The organism is Amycolatopsis sp. SID8362, from assembly GCF_010550475.1.
GTDB classification, from domain to species: domain Bacteria; phylum Actinomycetota; class Actinomycetes; order Mycobacteriales; family Pseudonocardiaceae; genus Amycolatopsis; species Amycolatopsis eburnea.
Genome location: NZ_JAAGNB010000587.1, coordinates 1 through 13,175 on the forward strand (window position 1 = coordinate 1; position 13,175 = coordinate 13,175).

The window sequence follows — 13,175 nt, forward strand, 5'->3', positions numbered from 1 at the left end:
CCCTGCTCGCCGTCCGCGCCGCCCGCCTGAACCGGGTCCTGCGACGCCAGGCCGCCCGGGCCGCGGCGGTGGTGCTGGTGGACGGCACCCTGATCCGGACCCGCCGCCGCACCGGCAAAGCCAACCGGGCCAACTACAACGGCAAACACAGACATCACGGCCTGGTCGTGCTCGCCCTGACCGACGAGACCGGCCGGTTGTTGTGGGTGTCGGCGGCGTTGCCGGGCAAGACGGCCGACATCACCGCCGCCCGCCGGCTGCGGATCCGCCAGCACCTGCACGCCCACGGCCTGACCCCGGCCGGGGACAAAGGCTTCCACGGCTGGCACAAAGACGTCCGCACCACCCGCGAATGCCCGGACTGTGAGGGACCGTGCGAGCAGATCGTGCTCACTCCCTACAAAGCCGAAGCCCGCCGGCCGCTGACCAAGGCGCAGAAGCAGGCGAATGCGGTGTTCGCGGCGATGCGGTGCGCGGTTGAGGGCGGCTTCGCCGCCCTCAAACACTGGCACATCCTGGACAAACTCCGCCTCGACACCCGCCACGCCACCACTCTGCTGCGCGCCCTGCTCGTGCTCACCCAGCACGAGCACAGCGTCCGCGACACTGCCCGGTCAGGAGAAGCCTGAGCATTACCAGGACCGGTCAACCCATCCTGACCAGCACAAACCACGATGAAACAACCCCATTGGGGCGCTCGGCCCGAGCGGCAACCCGGACGTCCGTGCGGTCGCCCTACGCGCCGGTGAGCCGGATCGCGGCGGCTGGGCAGGTCAGCTCGGCCTGCCGGACCGCGTCCTCCTCGCCCGCCGCCGGTTGCTCGGCGAGCAGCACGACCGTGCCGGTCTCCTCGTCCTGGTCGAACGTCGACGGCGCGAGCAGGACGCACTGTCCGGATGCGACACAGCTGCCGGTGTCGGCGGTGATCTTCACCGGGTTCACCACTCCACCGGGACGCGCTCGACGCCGCCGGCCACGCGGTTGGTGCGGACCGGGATCTCGTCGATCCCGACCGCGAGCCGCAGACCCGGGAAACGCCGGAACAGCTTCGGGAACACCGTCCGCAGCTCGGTGCGGGCCAGGTTGGCGCCGATGCAGACGTGCGCGCCGGTGCCGAAGGCGAGGTGCACGTTCGGCGTGCGGTCCGGGTCGAACTCGTCGGGGTCGGCGAACACGGCCGCGTCGCGGTTGGCGGCGTCGCTGGAGATGAGGACGGCGTCGCCGCGGGCGATCCGGGTGCCAGCGACCTCGACGTCTTCGTGCGCGTACCGGAGCAGGCCGGTGCCGCTGGTGGCGGTCAGCCGCAGGATCTCCTCGACGGTCTGCGCCACCTGCCCCTCGGGGTCGGCGGCGAACCGGTCGCGGCGGGCGGTGTCGGTGAGCAGGAACAGCGTGCCCATCGCGATCCGTGTCGACGTCGTCTCGTGGCCGGCGAACAGCAGCCCGGCGCCCATCCGCGCGAGGTCGTCGTCGGTGAACGTCGGGTCGTCGGCCTGCACGGCGACCATGTCGGAGATGACGTCGGGCTGCGGGTCCGCGCGCTTCGCCTCGGCCAGCTTCGTCATGTACGCCTTGAACTCGGTCATCGCGGCCTGGGCGTCTTCGCCGCCGTCCATCATGGCGATCCGCTCGGACAGGCCGCGGAAGTGCTCGCGGTCCCCGTAGGGCACGCCGAGCAGCTCGCAGATCACCAGCACAGGCAAGGGGAACGCGAGGAAGTCGGTGAGGTCGACCGGCGTGTCCGGGGCGGCGGCGCGGGCGGCCGCCAGGTCGTCGAGGCAGCGGTCGGTCAGCTCGGCGATCCGGTCGCCGAGGGCGCGCATGCGCGGCGCGGAGAAGGCGGGCGCCAGCATCCGGCGCATCCGCTTGTGCTCGCGCTCTTCACTTTCGAAGTCCCCGCTCGGCCCGTTCTGCACGGCGGCGTAGGAGATCCGCGACGCCTGCTCCGGCGCCGGGTGCGAGCGCCCGAACCGCTTGTCGCGGAAGACTTCCTTGGCCTCTTCGTAGGAGGTGATGAGCCAGGCGGGATCGCCGGCGGGGGTGAGCACGCGGCTCACCGGCGCCTGCCGCCGGAGCGCCTCGTAGTCGGGGGCGATCTCGAGCGCGTTGCCGCGGGCGAAGGGGAGCCGGGGCGTCTGTTCGGTGGTGGTCATGCGTCGCTCCTGGGGTTCAGATCGGAAAGCCAGCGGAGTTCGGCGTCGAACCGCGAGAGCACGTGCCGCAGCGCGGCCCGGCTCCACGGATCGGCCTGCCCGGCGGCGAGCTCGGTGAGCCGGTCGCGCTCGGCGGTCAGCGCCCGTTCCCGGACCTCGAGCACCCGCGCCCGTTCGTCCGGGCCGAGCCACCCGAAGTTCCCGACGCGCGCCAGGAACTCCTCCTGGCCGAGCGCCAGTTCCGGCGGGAAGTCCGCGAGCATGTCGTGCAGCAGCTCCCGCCCGACGTCGGTGATCGTGTAGACGTGCCGCGGCGGCTTGGCCTCCTGCTCCTCGGCGCTGCGGCTCACCGCACCGGCGTCGACGAAACGCCGAAGCGTGGGGTACAGCGAGTTGTTCGACAAGGTGTGCCCGGTCGACGCCTCGACGGCTTTGCGTAGTTCGTAGCCGTGCATCGGTTCGCGGGCCAGCTTCGACAGCAGGAGGATCTCGATCCACACCTAGGTCACCGTAACCTAGTCTTCGGTGACCCAGCAATGGCTCACGGTGACATGTGGACGGAAACTTTCCGTTACCGTCGTGACGCGGAGTGGCCGGATCGGCGCTCGACGTGAGTCCTCGTCCTGTGTAGCGTTGTAAGCAGCTGCTTACAAATCTGGAGCACGGGGGTTCCGCATGACAGTCACCCACACCGAGCCGCTCTCGTACCCCTTCAACGAGGAGGCGGGCCTCGACCTCAACGAGGCGTACGCGGCCGCTCGGGAAGCCGAGGGCATGGTCCGGGTGAAGATGACCTACGGGGAGCCGGCGTGGCTGGCCACCCGGTACGCCGACGCCCGGCTCGTGCTGGGCGACCGCCGGTTTTCGCGGGCGATGGAGAAGGAGAAGGACGCGCCGCGGCGCATGCCCGTGCAGCGGGACGGCGGGATCCTGCAGATGGACCCGCCGGACCACACGCGGCTGCGGACGCTGGTCGCGAAGGCGTTCACCATGCGCCGCGTCGAGCTGCTGCGGCCGCGCGTCGCTTCGCTGGCTTCGGAGCTGATCGCGGACATGAAGGCGGCCGGCGCGCCCGCCGACCTCGTCGACGCCTACGCGCTGCCCATCCCGGTCGCGGTGATCTGCGAGCTGCTCGGCGTCCCGGTCGCCGACCGGCCGAAGTTCCGCGTGTGGAGCGACGCCGCGCTGTCCACCAGCGGGCTCACGCCCGAGGAGTTCGAGCGCAACCGCGAAGAGCTGCGCGACTACATGCGCGGCCTGATCGCCGAGCACCGCACCGCGCCGCAGGACGACCTGATGACGGCGCTGATCGAGGCCCGCGACGTGCGCGACCGGCTGACCGAGCTGGAGCTCGTCGACCTCTGCGTCGGCATCCTCGTCGCCGGCCACGAGACGACCGCGAGCCAGATCCCCAACTTCGTCTACGCGCTGCAGGACCAGCACGAGCACTGGGACCGGCTGGTCGCCGACCCGGACCTGATCCCGGCCGCCGTCGAGGAGCTGCTGCGGTTCGTGCCGCTCGGCGCCGGCGCCGGGTTCGCGCGCTACGCCACCGAAGACGTCGAGGTCGGCGGGGTGCTCGTGCGCGCGGGGGAGCCGGTGCTGGTCGCGGTCGGCGCGGCCAACCGCGACGGCCTGCAGTTCGACGACGCCGAGAAGCTGCGCTTCGACCGCGGCGACAACCACCACCTCGGTTTCGGCCACGGCGTCCACCACTGCCTCGGCGCCCCGCTCGCCCGGCTGGAACTGCAGGAGGCGCTGCGCGCGTTGGTCACCGAGATGCCGGGCCTGCACCTGGCCGGCGATATCGTGTGGAAGACGCAGATGCTCGTCCGCGGACCGCGGTCGATGCCGATCGGATGGTGAGCATGAGCTGGGACGTGCGGATCGACGAACACACCTGCATCGGGTCGGGGATGTGCGCCGCCCTGATGCCGGAGGTGTTCGCGCTCGACGGCGCCGTCGCGCACACGGTGACGTCGTCGGTCGACGGCGACGAAACGGTGCTCGACGCGGCGGATTCGTGCCCGGCGATGGCGATCACGGTGACCGACGGCGGCCGCGAGATCGGCCCGCGGCCCTAGGGTGCCAGGCGCCCCCGTTCGGTCACCACCGCCGTGATCAGGCCGAACGGGGTGACGTCGAAGGCGGGGTTGAACACCTCGGTGCCCGGCGGCGCGACCGGCACCCCGGCGTACTCGGTGAGCTCGCGGGCGTCGCGTTCTTCGATGGTGATGCCCGCGCCGTCCGCGAGCTGCTCGTCCACAGTGGACGAAGGGGCCACCACGACGAACGGGACGCCGTGGTGCCGCGCGGCGAGCGCCAGGCCGTAGGTGCCGATCTTGTTGGCGACGTCGCCGTTCGCCGCGATCCGGTCGGCGCCGACGAGCACGCAGTCGACCATCCCGCGCGCCATGGCGGCCGCGGCGGCGCTGTCGGGCTGGACGCGGTGGGGGACGCCGGCCTGCGCCAGCTCCCACGCCGTCAGCCGGGCGCCTTGCAGCAGCGGGCGCGTCTCGTCGACGAGCACCTCTTCGACGAGCCCGCGTTCGTGCAGGTGCCAGACGACGCCGAGCGCGCTGCCCCAGCCGACGGTCGCGAGGTGCCCGGCGTTGCAATGGCTCAACAGTCGCAGAGGGCGGCGCGGGCACTCGGCGAGCACGATTTCGGCGGCGTGCGCGGACGCGGTCTTGTTGAGTTCTTCGTCCTCGGTCAGCAGGGCCCGCGCCTCGGCGAGGACGGCGTCGGGACCCTGATCGAGCTTGGCGAGCGCCCGCCGGACACCCCAGGCGAGGTTGACGGCGGTCGGGCGCGCGTGCGCGATCAGCTCCGCGTCCGCTGCGACGTCGCCGCCCAGGCGGGCGGCCAACGCGACCCCGAGCGCCCCGGCCGCCCCCAGCGCGGGCGCCCCGCGGACGGCGAGCCGCTTGATGGCGTCGACGAGCTCGCCGACCGTCCGCAGTTCGAGCAGCCGGTACTCGCCGGGCAGCGCCGTCTGGTCGATGATGACGATGGCGCCGTCCGTCCAGTCGATGGTCCTGCGCACGAAGCAGTCCTCCCGCGAAATCCGGTTGCCGCGGCCGTGATGATGCGGCTGTGACCATTGAACGGCAGAACCCGCCCGGCCTGCACACCCCGCCGGGCTACCACCACGTGACGGTGAGCACCGCGACGCGCACGGTGTACCTGGCCGGCCAGTGCCCGCTCGCCGCGGACGGCTCGGTGGTCGAAGGCGGCGTGCTCGCCCAGACCGACCAGGTGGTCGCCAACACGGCGGCCGCGCTGGAGTTCGCCGGCGCCGGGCCCGCGGACGTGGTGCGCACGGTGATCTACGTGGTGACCGACGACCGCGAGACCCTCTCGGCGGTGTGGGCGCGGCTGACGGCGTCCCCGATCGGCGCGGCCTTCAGCTCGGCGAGCACCTTGCTCGGGGTCGCCCAGCTCGGGTATCCGGGCCAGCTCGTGGAGCTGGACGTGACGGCCGCGCTCGGCTGACCGCCGTTCAGAGACCGGCCATCAGGTCCGTTTCCGTGATCCCCGGCCCCTGTCCCCACCGGATGAACCACTCCGTGCCGAAGGCGAAGGCGAACGCGTCGTCCGGCATCGCCAGCATGAACATCTCCTCGCTGATCTGACTGGGGTGCGCGCGCATCGCCGCGCGCTTCACGGGCGCGTACTTCGCCACGTCGACCGCCGCCGTGATCTCGGCTTCCGGTTTGCCGAACTCGACGTTCTCCGGGGGTTTCGGCGCGGCCTCCGGGGGCATCAGGCCCTGCTCGACCGCCGCTTCGAAGCCGCGCTGCATGAATTCGCGGTTGAACGTCGCCTGGAAGACGCGGCTCGTGCCGGCCAGCTCGGCGGCGCGGATGCCGACGCGGTGGACCTGGATGTGGTCCGGGTGGCCGTAGTCGCCGTTGTCGTCGTAGACCGTGAGGACGTCGGCGGATTCTTCGCGCAGGATCGCCGCGAGCTGCTCGGCCGCCTTTTCGACGTCGGCGCGCCAGAAGCACGACGGGTCGTCGTTCGTCGGCTCGCCCATCATCCCGGAGTCGCGGTAGCCGAGGAATTCGACGCGCTCGACGCCGAGGATCGCCGCGGCCGCGTGCGACTCCTGGACCCGCCGGTCCTCGAGTTTTTCGCCCTCGGCCAGGAAACCGTCGGGTACCTCGCCGACCTCGCCCTTGGTGGCGACGACGAGCACGACCCGGTGCCCGTCTTCGACGGCTTTGCGCATGACGCCCGCGGTGCGGAGGCACTCGTCGTCCGGGTGGGCGTGGAAGGTGACCAGTGTTGCCATGTCCGCGACGCTACCGAAAGGGTCCGACAAAAACCGCTCGCCGCCGTGCGGTTCTTGTCGGTGGTCGCCGCTAACGTCCCCGATCGTGGTCGACGACGAGAAGAGCACGCTGCTGGGGTTCCTGCGCGCGCAGCGCGAAAGCGTCCTGGCGATCTTGGCCGGGCTGGGGGAGGAGGAGTTGACGAGACAGGTCCTGCCGTCGGGCTGGACGGCGCTCGGGATGGTGGAGCACCTGGGGTGCGCCGAGCGGCACTGGTTCCAGGAGATCGTGACCGGCACGGCGGAGCCGCTGCCCTGGCCGGACGACCACCGGCCGCTGACCACGCCACGGCGTCCGGAGGTGGTGTTCGGGTTCTACCGCGAGCAGTGCCGCCGGTCGGACGAGGTGTTCGAGGCGACGCCGTTGTACGCGCGCCCGCGAGCGCGGCACCCGGGGCCGTTGGGGGAGGAGATCGTCGACCTGCGCGGGGTGGTGCTGCACATGATCGAGGAGACGGCGCGGCACGCCGGCCACCTCGACGTGGCGCGGGAACTGCTCGACGGGCGCACCGGCCTGGGCCCGCGCTAGCCGTGGCGCGGGTGGCGCCCGGGGCGAGCGCCCCAAAGTGGCGTTGAGTGCTCCATCCATGCCCCCGCCGCCACCCTCAACGGAGGCGCTCCGCGCCGCAGCGCTGGGCGCACCGAACGCCGCATTGGCGCGCTCGACGGCCGCCGTCCGCGGGGCTCGAGGGCGTTAGCCGGCCTGGTCCTTCGGGCACCACCAGGTCGACCGGCCGCCGACGGTGCCGTGCGCCAGCTCGGTGCCGCAGCGGGGGCAGTGGTCGCCGGGGCGGCGGTGGCCGATGAGCTCGCCCGTATGCACGCCGCCGTGCTTGATCGCCGCGCGTAGGGACTTCCGCAGCGCCTTGTGGAGTTCGGTGAGCTCGTCGTCGTCCAGTTCGCCGACCGGCCGCGCGGGGTTCAGCCCGGCCTGCCAGAGGGTCTCGTCGGCCAGCAGGTTCCCGATCCCGGCGACGACCGACTGGTCCAGCAGCCGCGCCTTCAGCGGCGCCCGCCCCCGCCCCACGCGCTCGCGGAAGTCCCGCCGCGACACTTCGCCGGCGTCGGGCCCGAGTGCGTCGAGATCGGGGTCGAGCCGCACCCGGCCGAGTCGCCGAGGGTCGAACAACCGCAGCTGTTCGCCGTCGGCGAAGGTGATCCCGAACCGGAACCACTCGGGTTTCTCGTCCCGCTGGCGCCGCCGGGGCGGCCCGCTCTCCCCGGCGAACCGCAGCTGCCCGGCCATCCCGAGGTGCAGGCCGAGGGTGGGCCCGGCCTTACCGCGGCCGGTTTCCGTTTCACACCACAGGGTCTTCCCCCGCCGGTGCGCCTCAGTCAGCCGCCCGCCCCGCAGCGCGGCCCGGATGTCCCCGGGCGCGTGCGGACGGCAGACCCAGTCGTCGTGGTCGTCGACGTCCCGGATCTTCCGGCCGAGCGCACCGGCGAGGACCTGGCGGGCGAGTTCCACTTCGGGCAGTTCCGGCACGCGACCCAGTCTGCCGACCGCGGCGGGGGTCCGCAGAACCGGCTTCAGGACAGCTCGGCCGTCGCCGTCGTCTCCCACGCGAAGCCGTCCGGGTCGGTGAACGGCTCGGCCGCGCCGTTGACCGCGAGCCGGTGCGAGCCCGTGCCCTCGGGTGCGACACCCGCGTCCTTCGCCAGGGCCTTGCGCCGGTACAGCGCCAGCTTGACCGGGCTCGTGCTTTCGAACTCCACGTACATCCGGCCGAAGCTCTTGCCGACGGTGAAGCCGTGGTCGGCGTAGAACTTCTTGCTCGCCGCCACGTCGGCGACGCCCAGCAGCAGCACCACCTGGCCGAATTCGCGGGTGGCCGGGCCGGTGTTCTTCTTCGCCGACGTCGCGATCTTCCAGATCGTCCCGTCCGGCGACTGGACGACCGCGCCGTAGCCCCACATCGACTTCGCGGGCGCCTTGAGCGTCGTCGCGCCGGCCTCGAGGGCCGTGCCGACCAGGGAATCGACGTCGGCGGGCTGGGCGACGACGAGGGAAAGGGTGAAGCCGCGGAAGCCGGTGGACGGTTCCTGCGCGGCGCGGAAGCGCAGCGGGACGGCGGGCCCGAAGGCGGCGGAGTGGAAGCGCTCGGCGGCCGCGGGGTCGGCCACCTCGAGGGTGATGGTGTCGATGTTCGTCATGCCGGTAACGCTAGGTCCGCGCCGCCGGCCGGCGCTTCTCGATTCCTGACCGGTCCGCGCTAAACCGTTCGGCCCAGTCGCGCGTGGTCCGGATGACCCGGCACGGCACGAGAGGACGGCGATGGGGTTCGCGGAGCAGGTGGACGAGATGGTCGAGCGGATCATCGACGAGGCGATCAAGTTCTACATGGCCTCGCGGGGCTGGCGGCTCAACATCCACGGCAACTACGAACAGTGGCCGGCCGGCGACGGCACGCAGATCACCCCGCCCGGCAGCCCTTCGCGGACGTCGGGCGGCCAGGTGCTCGGGGCCGGCTTTCCCGGCTACTACGGCGGCTTCGAGTACGGCGCCGGCCGCAACGCGGGCTCACTGGTCTACGGCCACTTCGAGACCACCATCCGCGACCTGTTCCGCCCGTGGCGCACGATCCCCGACCCGGCGGCCTTCGACGACTACCTCGACCAGGTCCGCGACGCCGCCTGGTCGGTGTCGCTGACCAGCGCCGCCGACCGGGTCAGCTCGGTCGGCAACGCCGCGCTCGACACCGTCGGCTACCTGCAGGAGAAGATCGGCGGCGAGAACATGCGCGGCGCCACGATCTTCGCGTTCGACCAGAACTTCTGCACCCCGCTGCCGACGGTCCTCCACGGCCAGTACGCCGTGGCGCTGCTCGCCGGCGTGACGCTGCTCGGGGAGAAGGAGATCTGGGCGAAGGCGCGGGAGGACGTCCACGCCATCGCCGAAAAGATGCTCGAGGCGATGAAGGACCGCGGCTCGGCCGTCGCCGACCTCGGCACGATCACCGCGTTGTTCGCGCTCGCGGCGGCGTTCCCGACACCCGCGCAGCCGATCCTGGCCGGTGTCGGCGCTGCGCTCCCCGCCCTGGAGACGCTGCTCAACGCCGGTGACGAGCCGAACAAGCAGCCGGTCGAGTTCGCCGGCGGTACGCCCGAAAAGGTGATCGCGAGCGCGTCGGAGGCGCTGAAGACGCTGGCGCGGACGATCCGCGGCTGCGAGGACGACATCAAGGGCAAGATCAAGGACGGGATGGAAACCGTCACGCGGCGGTCGAGGTCGTTCGCGATGCCGAAGCCGAAGCTGCTCGAGGTCGTTGACGTCAGCGGGATCAAGGTGGACCTGGAGGTGCTGCACTTCCTCGCCACCGACACGCTGCCGCAGATCGAAAAGCAGATCAACGACGGCGCGGACCTCGTCTACTGGGGCTCGATGTGCGGCGCCGCGTGGTACCGCTCGTCCGAGCTCGGGGTGTCCGACACGACGGACGGGCCGTTCCCGGCGTGGCAGGAACTGGCGGCGCTGGCCGGCAACCTGATGTCCGACCTCGCCTGGGAGGTCAAGGAGAGCGCGGCCCACCTGCAGATCGCGGCCGACCGCCACGGCCGCACCGAGGCCGAGATCACCGAGTCCCTGCGCCGCCACGCCCGCAAGCTCGAAGGCTTCGCCGGTCACGACCCGATCGGCACGGCGAGCCGGTGGCTGGACGAGCACCCCTGAAAAACCGTTGGACGGTGCCGCGCGGGGTTGGTAGCTTGCCGTCGAACCGTGATTTTGCCCGAGGAGGTGGGACCCGTGAACGCTGGATCGCAGTGGGTGCTCCCCTCGTTGTCACGGTCTGGCGGCTGACGCAGGGGCCGCCGGGAGCGCTGTCTAAGAAGCACTCCCGAAAGGCATTCCCATGAATTCTCTGCATTCCGAACCTGCGGTGGTGATCACGCGGGTGGCGGAACACCAGTGGCACGCCCTGTCCGACGACCGCGTGGTCGGCCGCGGCGAAGCGTCCCGCCGCCCCGACGGCCGCCTGTTCCTCAGCATCGACACGTGGCACGTCGCGGAGTTCGCGCACCTCGCGTCCGCGATGCTGGCCGCCCTGCCGAGGCCGCTGTACACGGTGGTCGACGAAGCCGACGGCGGCCTGAAATCCCAGTGGGAGCGCGCCGGTTTCACGACCCGGCGGCGTGAGTGGGAGTACGTCGTGCCCACTTCGCCAGGCTCTCTTCACGGCGTGACCATCGCCCCGCCGACGGACGAAGATCTGCTGCGTTCACTCGACGACGCCGTCCGCGCGGAGGTGTCGGCTTCGGTCGGGTGGTCTTCGATGCCCGCCGAGGTGCTGGCTCCGGCCACTTTGGACTTGACCAAGTACGTCGTGGCTTCGGAGTCCGGCGCGTACGTCGGACTCGTCCGGCTCGGACCGGTGCGGCGCCAGACCCGCATCGGGCTGATCGCGGTCCGCGCCGAGCGGCAGCGTCGCGGGATCGGGCGGGCGTTGCTGGCCTATGTGCTGGATTCCTTGTACCGCAAGGGAATCGAGTCCGTTTCGTTCGAGGTCGACGAAAGCAATCCGGCGGCGATCGCGTTGGCCTCCGGTACCGGTGCGCGTCGAACGGGTAGCACTGTCGAACTGGTGGTGCGCTGATGGGCGGCAAGGGAGGGATCGAAGTCGAAGGCACGGTGCTGGAGTGCCTCCGCGACGCGACTTTCCGGGTGGAGCTGGAGAACGGGCACAAGGTGCTCGCGCACATCAGCGGGAAGATCCGGAAGAACTACATCAAGATCCTGCCGTTCGACCGGGTGCTGGTGGAGCTGAGCCCGTATGACCTGAACCGGGGGCGGATCCTGTTCCGGTACCGGAATTGAGTACCCCGCCGTCGCCGGGCTCATGGCCTGGCGACGGCGGTCCCGGTCAGTACTCGTTCTTGATGACGAAGTACGAGCCCCGGATCGTCCCGGCCAGCTTGGACTTCTGGCGCGCGAACTTGAACCCGTCCAGCTCCGCCGGCACCTCCATCCCCTCCGACAGCTTGAACCCCACCGCGCGCTTCCCGGACTCCTCGATCGTGTACATCACGTTGATCGACAGGCCGCTCTCGTAGAACACGTACGCCATCCGGATGCCCTCGACCTCGAAAGCCGTCGCTTCGAGCGGACGCGACTCGATGACGATGCCGCGCTCTTCCCGCAGGATCCGGTGCACCCACTCGACCGTGGCCTCGGCGTCGTCCGCGGGTTCGACCGTGAACACGTGGTCGTACTTGTTCTTGAAGTACCGGGCCTCGTTCGCGCGCAGGCCGGCGAGGGCGGGCGCGACCGGGGACGACTCCAGGCCGGTCGTCGAGACGGTCGTGAAGTCCACGGCGTGGGGCATGGCGTGCTCCTCCTGGGTCAGCGTATGCGCTGGTGACGAACGTAGACCACGCGCGAGCCGACGGCGAGATCAGCGGGAGCCGGGCAGCGTCCGGCGCAGGAACTCCGTCGTCAGGGTCCAGGCGCGGGCCGCCGCCTCGGGGTGGTGGAACATCGGGGCGACGTGGTTGTGGAACGCGTGGCCGGCCTCCTCCTGCACGTGGATCTCCGCGCCCGGGTGCGCGGCCACCGCCGCCTCCACGAGCGCCACGTCCGAGCGCGGGATGTACGGGTCCTGCCCGCCGAAGTGGAACTGGATCGGGCACGTCACCCGGGACAGCTCGGCGATCGACGCCGCCACCGTCGAGCCGTAGAACGACACCGCCGTGTCCGGGTCGCCTTCGGCCGCCGCCGCGAAGGCCAGGGAGCCGCCCAGGCAGAAGCCCAGCAGGCCGACGCCGCTTTCGACCTCGGGCAGGGAACGGAGGTGGGCCATCGTCTCCAGCACGTCCGCGAGCCCCAGTTCCGGGTCGAACGACGCCGCCACCTCCATCGACGCCGCCACGCCCGCCTCGTCGTGCGTCGACGACCAGCCCGGTGCCGTGCGCCGGAACAGTTCCGGGATCGCCACCACGTAGCCCGCCGCCGCCAGGTCCGCGGCCACCGAGCGCAGGTAGTCGTCCAGGCCGAAGATCTCCTGGATCAGCACCAGGCCGGGGCCGCGGCCGGACGGCGGGTGCCACATCGGGAGGTCGGTCATCGCAGTGTCCTTTCCAGGATGTCGGCGACCAGTGCGGCCTGGTGGCCGTCCGGGTCGAGGTCGGGGTCGAACACGGTCAGCTCGAAGCCCGCCGCGCCCGGCCGCGCCAGCAGTTCGCGCAGCACCGAGACCAGCGTCGAGGGGTCGAGGCCGCCGGGGTCGGGACTGTCCACCGCGGACACGTGCGCGGGGTCGAGGACGTCGATGTCCACGTGGACCCAGAAGCCGTCCAGGCCCGCGAACGCCGGCGGCACCGGGGCGCCGGACATGAGCGCCTCCGACGTGACGTGGCTGATGCCCGCCGCGGCCAGCTGGGCGGACTCGGCGGACCGCACGCCCAGCACCAGGACGTCCTCGTCGCGGACGTACGGCCGGAGCCCGTCGATGGCGGCGAGGTCGTCCGCGCCGCGGCCGGTCATGATCGCCAGGTCCTCGCCCGCCGCCGCGCCGACGTGCTCGGCGGCGGGCAGGTGGCGGAAGTCGTCGTGGCCGTCGAGGTAGGCGATGCCGTAGCGGCCGGACCGGCGCAGCGCCAGCATCGCGCCCAGCGAGATCGAGCAGTCGCCGCCCAGCACCACCGGGAAGCCGCCGCCGGCGCGGATCGACGCGATCCGGGCCGCGAGCGCG

Annotated in this window: 18 protein-coding genes; 8 read left to right on the forward strand and 10 right to left on the reverse strand. The window is 71.5% G+C overall.

Annotated features, from left to right (window positions below):
- The coding region (locus G3I65_RS18430) for a transposase family protein (RefSeq protein WP_160697205.1) at nt 1–629 on the forward strand (629 nt) is incomplete at its 5' end.
- A gap of 106 nt (nt 630–735) precedes the next feature.
- Here the strand turns inward: G3I65_RS18430 and G3I65_RS18435 are convergent.
- Genes G3I65_RS18435 through G3I65_RS18445 form a run of 3 tightly spaced genes read right to left on the reverse strand, consistent with a single transcriptional unit; the run spans nt 736 to nt 2,653 of the window.
- Nucleotides 736–933, reverse strand: a complete 198-nt coding sequence (locus G3I65_RS18435; protein WP_160697206.1) for a ferredoxin — start codon at nt 931–933, stop codon at nt 736–738.
- A 5-nt stretch (nt 934–938) separates the two neighbouring features.
- Nucleotides 939–2,153, reverse strand: a complete 1,215-nt coding sequence (locus G3I65_RS18440) for a cytochrome P450 (protein ID WP_160697207.1) — start codon at nt 2,151–2,153, stop codon at nt 939–941.
- Nucleotides 2,150–2,653: a PadR family transcriptional regulator gene (locus tag G3I65_RS18445; RefSeq protein WP_160697208.1), complete on the reverse strand. Its 504-nt coding sequence runs from the start codon at nt 2,651–2,653 to the stop codon at nt 2,150–2,152. Before G3I65_RS18445 ends, G3I65_RS18440 begins: the two co-directional genes overlap by 4 nt.
- A gap of 175 nt (nt 2,654–2,828) precedes the next feature.
- Here G3I65_RS18445 and G3I65_RS18450 point away from each other — a divergent pair, with 175 nt between their 5' ends.
- Together G3I65_RS18450 and G3I65_RS18455 are read left to right on the forward strand one after the other, a co-directional pair.
- Complete coding sequence (locus G3I65_RS18450) at nt 2,829–4,019, forward strand: cytochrome P450 (protein WP_160697209.1); 1,191 nt, start codon at nt 2,829–2,831, stop codon at nt 4,017–4,019.
- Entirely contained in the window at nt 4,013–4,237 is a 225-nt protein-coding gene (locus G3I65_RS18455; protein WP_125313499.1) for a ferredoxin, read from the forward strand. Before G3I65_RS18450 ends, G3I65_RS18455 begins: the two co-directional genes overlap by 7 nt.
- Here the strand turns inward: G3I65_RS18455 and mtnA are convergent.
- Nucleotides 4,234–5,199 carry an S-methyl-5-thioribose-1-phosphate isomerase gene (gene mtnA / locus G3I65_RS18460; RefSeq protein WP_160697210.1) on the reverse strand — a complete coding sequence of 322 codons (966 nt, stop codon included), beginning with the start codon at nt 5,197–5,199 and terminating at the stop codon, nt 4,234–4,236. The two genes, G3I65_RS18455 and mtnA, sit on opposite strands and share 4 nt — an antisense overlap.
- A gap of 50 nt (nt 5,200–5,249) precedes the next feature.
- On the opposite strand from mtnA, the gene G3I65_RS18465 reads away from it, so the two are divergent.
- The gene (locus G3I65_RS18465; protein ID WP_160697211.1) at nt 5,250–5,648 is read left to right on the forward strand and encodes a RidA family protein; all 399 of its coding nucleotides are present in this window, start codon (nt 5,250–5,252) and stop codon (nt 5,646–5,648) included.
- 7 nt (nt 5,649–5,655) lie between these two features.
- Here G3I65_RS18465 and G3I65_RS18470 read toward each other — a convergent pair whose 3' ends face one another.
- A complete protein-coding gene (locus tag G3I65_RS18470; RefSeq protein WP_160697212.1) occupies nt 5,656–6,450 on the reverse strand; it encodes a PIG-L family deacetylase in 795 nt (264 codons plus the stop codon).
- A gap of 85 nt (nt 6,451–6,535) precedes the next feature.
- Here G3I65_RS18470 and G3I65_RS18475 point away from each other — a divergent pair, with 85 nt between their 5' ends.
- Nucleotides 6,536–7,018, forward strand: coding sequence for a DinB family protein (locus G3I65_RS18475; protein WP_309235543.1), 483 nt, complete (start codon nt 6,536–6,538; stop codon nt 7,016–7,018).
- 165 nt (nt 7,019–7,183) lie between these two features.
- On the opposite strand, the gene G3I65_RS18480 is transcribed toward G3I65_RS18475, so the two are convergent.
- Nucleotides 7,184–7,975: a DNA-formamidopyrimidine glycosylase family protein gene (locus tag G3I65_RS18480; RefSeq protein ID WP_309235544.1), complete on the reverse strand. Its 792-nt coding sequence runs from the start codon at nt 7,973–7,975 to the stop codon at nt 7,184–7,186.
- A 44-nt stretch (nt 7,976–8,019) separates the two neighbouring features.
- Nucleotides 8,020–8,643, reverse strand: a complete 624-nt coding sequence (locus tag G3I65_RS18485) for a glyoxalase (protein ID WP_160697214.1) — start codon at nt 8,641–8,643, stop codon at nt 8,020–8,022.
- A gap of 121 nt (nt 8,644–8,764) precedes the next feature.
- Here G3I65_RS18485 and G3I65_RS18490 point away from each other — a divergent pair, with 121 nt between their 5' ends.
- The 3 genes from G3I65_RS18490 to infA all read left to right on the forward strand — a co-directional run bounded on the left by G3I65_RS18490 (nt 8,765) and on the right by infA (nt 11,302).
- The gene (locus G3I65_RS18490) at nt 8,765–10,159 is read left to right on the forward strand and encodes a hypothetical protein (protein ID WP_160697215.1); all 1,395 of its coding nucleotides are present in this window, start codon (nt 8,765–8,767) and stop codon (nt 10,157–10,159) included.
- 211 nt (nt 10,160–10,370) lie between these two features.
- Nucleotides 10,371–11,081: a GNAT family N-acetyltransferase gene (locus tag G3I65_RS18495; protein WP_309235545.1), complete on the forward strand. Its 711-nt coding sequence runs from the start codon at nt 10,371–10,373 to the stop codon at nt 11,079–11,081.
- Nucleotides 11,081–11,302 carry a translation initiation factor IF-1 gene (infA, locus tag G3I65_RS18500; RefSeq protein ID WP_086862560.1) on the forward strand — a complete coding sequence of 74 codons (222 nt, stop codon included), beginning with the start codon at nt 11,081–11,083 and terminating at the stop codon, nt 11,300–11,302. Before G3I65_RS18495 ends, infA begins: the two co-directional genes overlap by 1 nt.
- Nucleotides 11,303–11,348: 46 nt before the next feature.
- Here the strand turns inward: infA and G3I65_RS18505 are convergent, their stop codons facing one another.
- The 3 genes from G3I65_RS18505 to G3I65_RS18515 form a co-directional block, all read right to left on the reverse strand.
- Nucleotides 11,349–11,810: a phage tail protein gene (locus G3I65_RS18505; RefSeq protein ID WP_160697217.1), complete on the reverse strand. Its 462-nt coding sequence runs from the start codon at nt 11,808–11,810 to the stop codon at nt 11,349–11,351.
- A gap of 69 nt (nt 11,811–11,879) precedes the next feature.
- Nucleotides 11,880–12,548, reverse strand: a complete 669-nt coding sequence (locus tag G3I65_RS18510) for a dienelactone hydrolase family protein (protein WP_160697218.1) — start codon at nt 12,546–12,548, stop codon at nt 11,880–11,882.
- The coding region (locus tag G3I65_RS18515) for an arginase family protein (protein WP_160697219.1) at nt 12,545–13,175 on the reverse strand (631 nt) is incomplete at its 5' end. The genes G3I65_RS18510 and G3I65_RS18515, both read right to left, overlap by 4 nt.

Excerpts from the sequence above, each read along its gene's own strand:
- infA (WP_086862560.1), top strand. The coding sequence starts at position 11,081 with ATGGGCGGCAAGGGAGGGATCGAAGTCGAAGGCACGGTGCTGGAGTGC.
- G3I65_RS18450 (WP_160697209.1), top strand. The coding sequence starts at position 2,829 with ATGACAGTCACCCACACCGAGCCGCTCTCGTACCCCTTCAACGAGGAG.
- G3I65_RS18510 (WP_160697218.1), bottom strand. The coding sequence starts at position 12,548 with ATGACCGACCTCCCGATGTGGCACCCGCCGTCCGGCCGCGGCCCCGGC.
- G3I65_RS18490 (WP_160697215.1), top strand. The coding sequence starts at position 8,765 with ATGGGGTTCGCGGAGCAGGTGGACGAGATGGTCGAGCGGATCATCGAC.
- G3I65_RS18485 (WP_160697214.1), bottom strand. The coding sequence starts at position 8,643 with ATGACGAACATCGACACCATCACCCTCGAGGTGGCCGACCCCGCGGCC.
- G3I65_RS18455 (WP_125313499.1), top strand. The coding sequence starts at position 4,013 with ATGGTGAGCATGAGCTGGGACGTGCGGATCGACGAACACACCTGCATC.
- G3I65_RS18470 (WP_160697212.1), bottom strand. The coding sequence starts at position 6,450 with ATGGCAACACTGGTCACCTTCCACGCCCACCCGGACGACGAGTGCCTC.
- G3I65_RS18440 (WP_160697207.1), bottom strand. The coding sequence starts at position 2,153 with ATGACCACCACCGAACAGACGCCCCGGCTCCCCTTCGCCCGCGGCAAC.
- G3I65_RS18505 (WP_160697217.1), bottom strand. The coding sequence starts at position 11,810 with ATGCCCCACGCCGTGGACTTCACGACCGTCTCGACGACCGGCCTGGAG.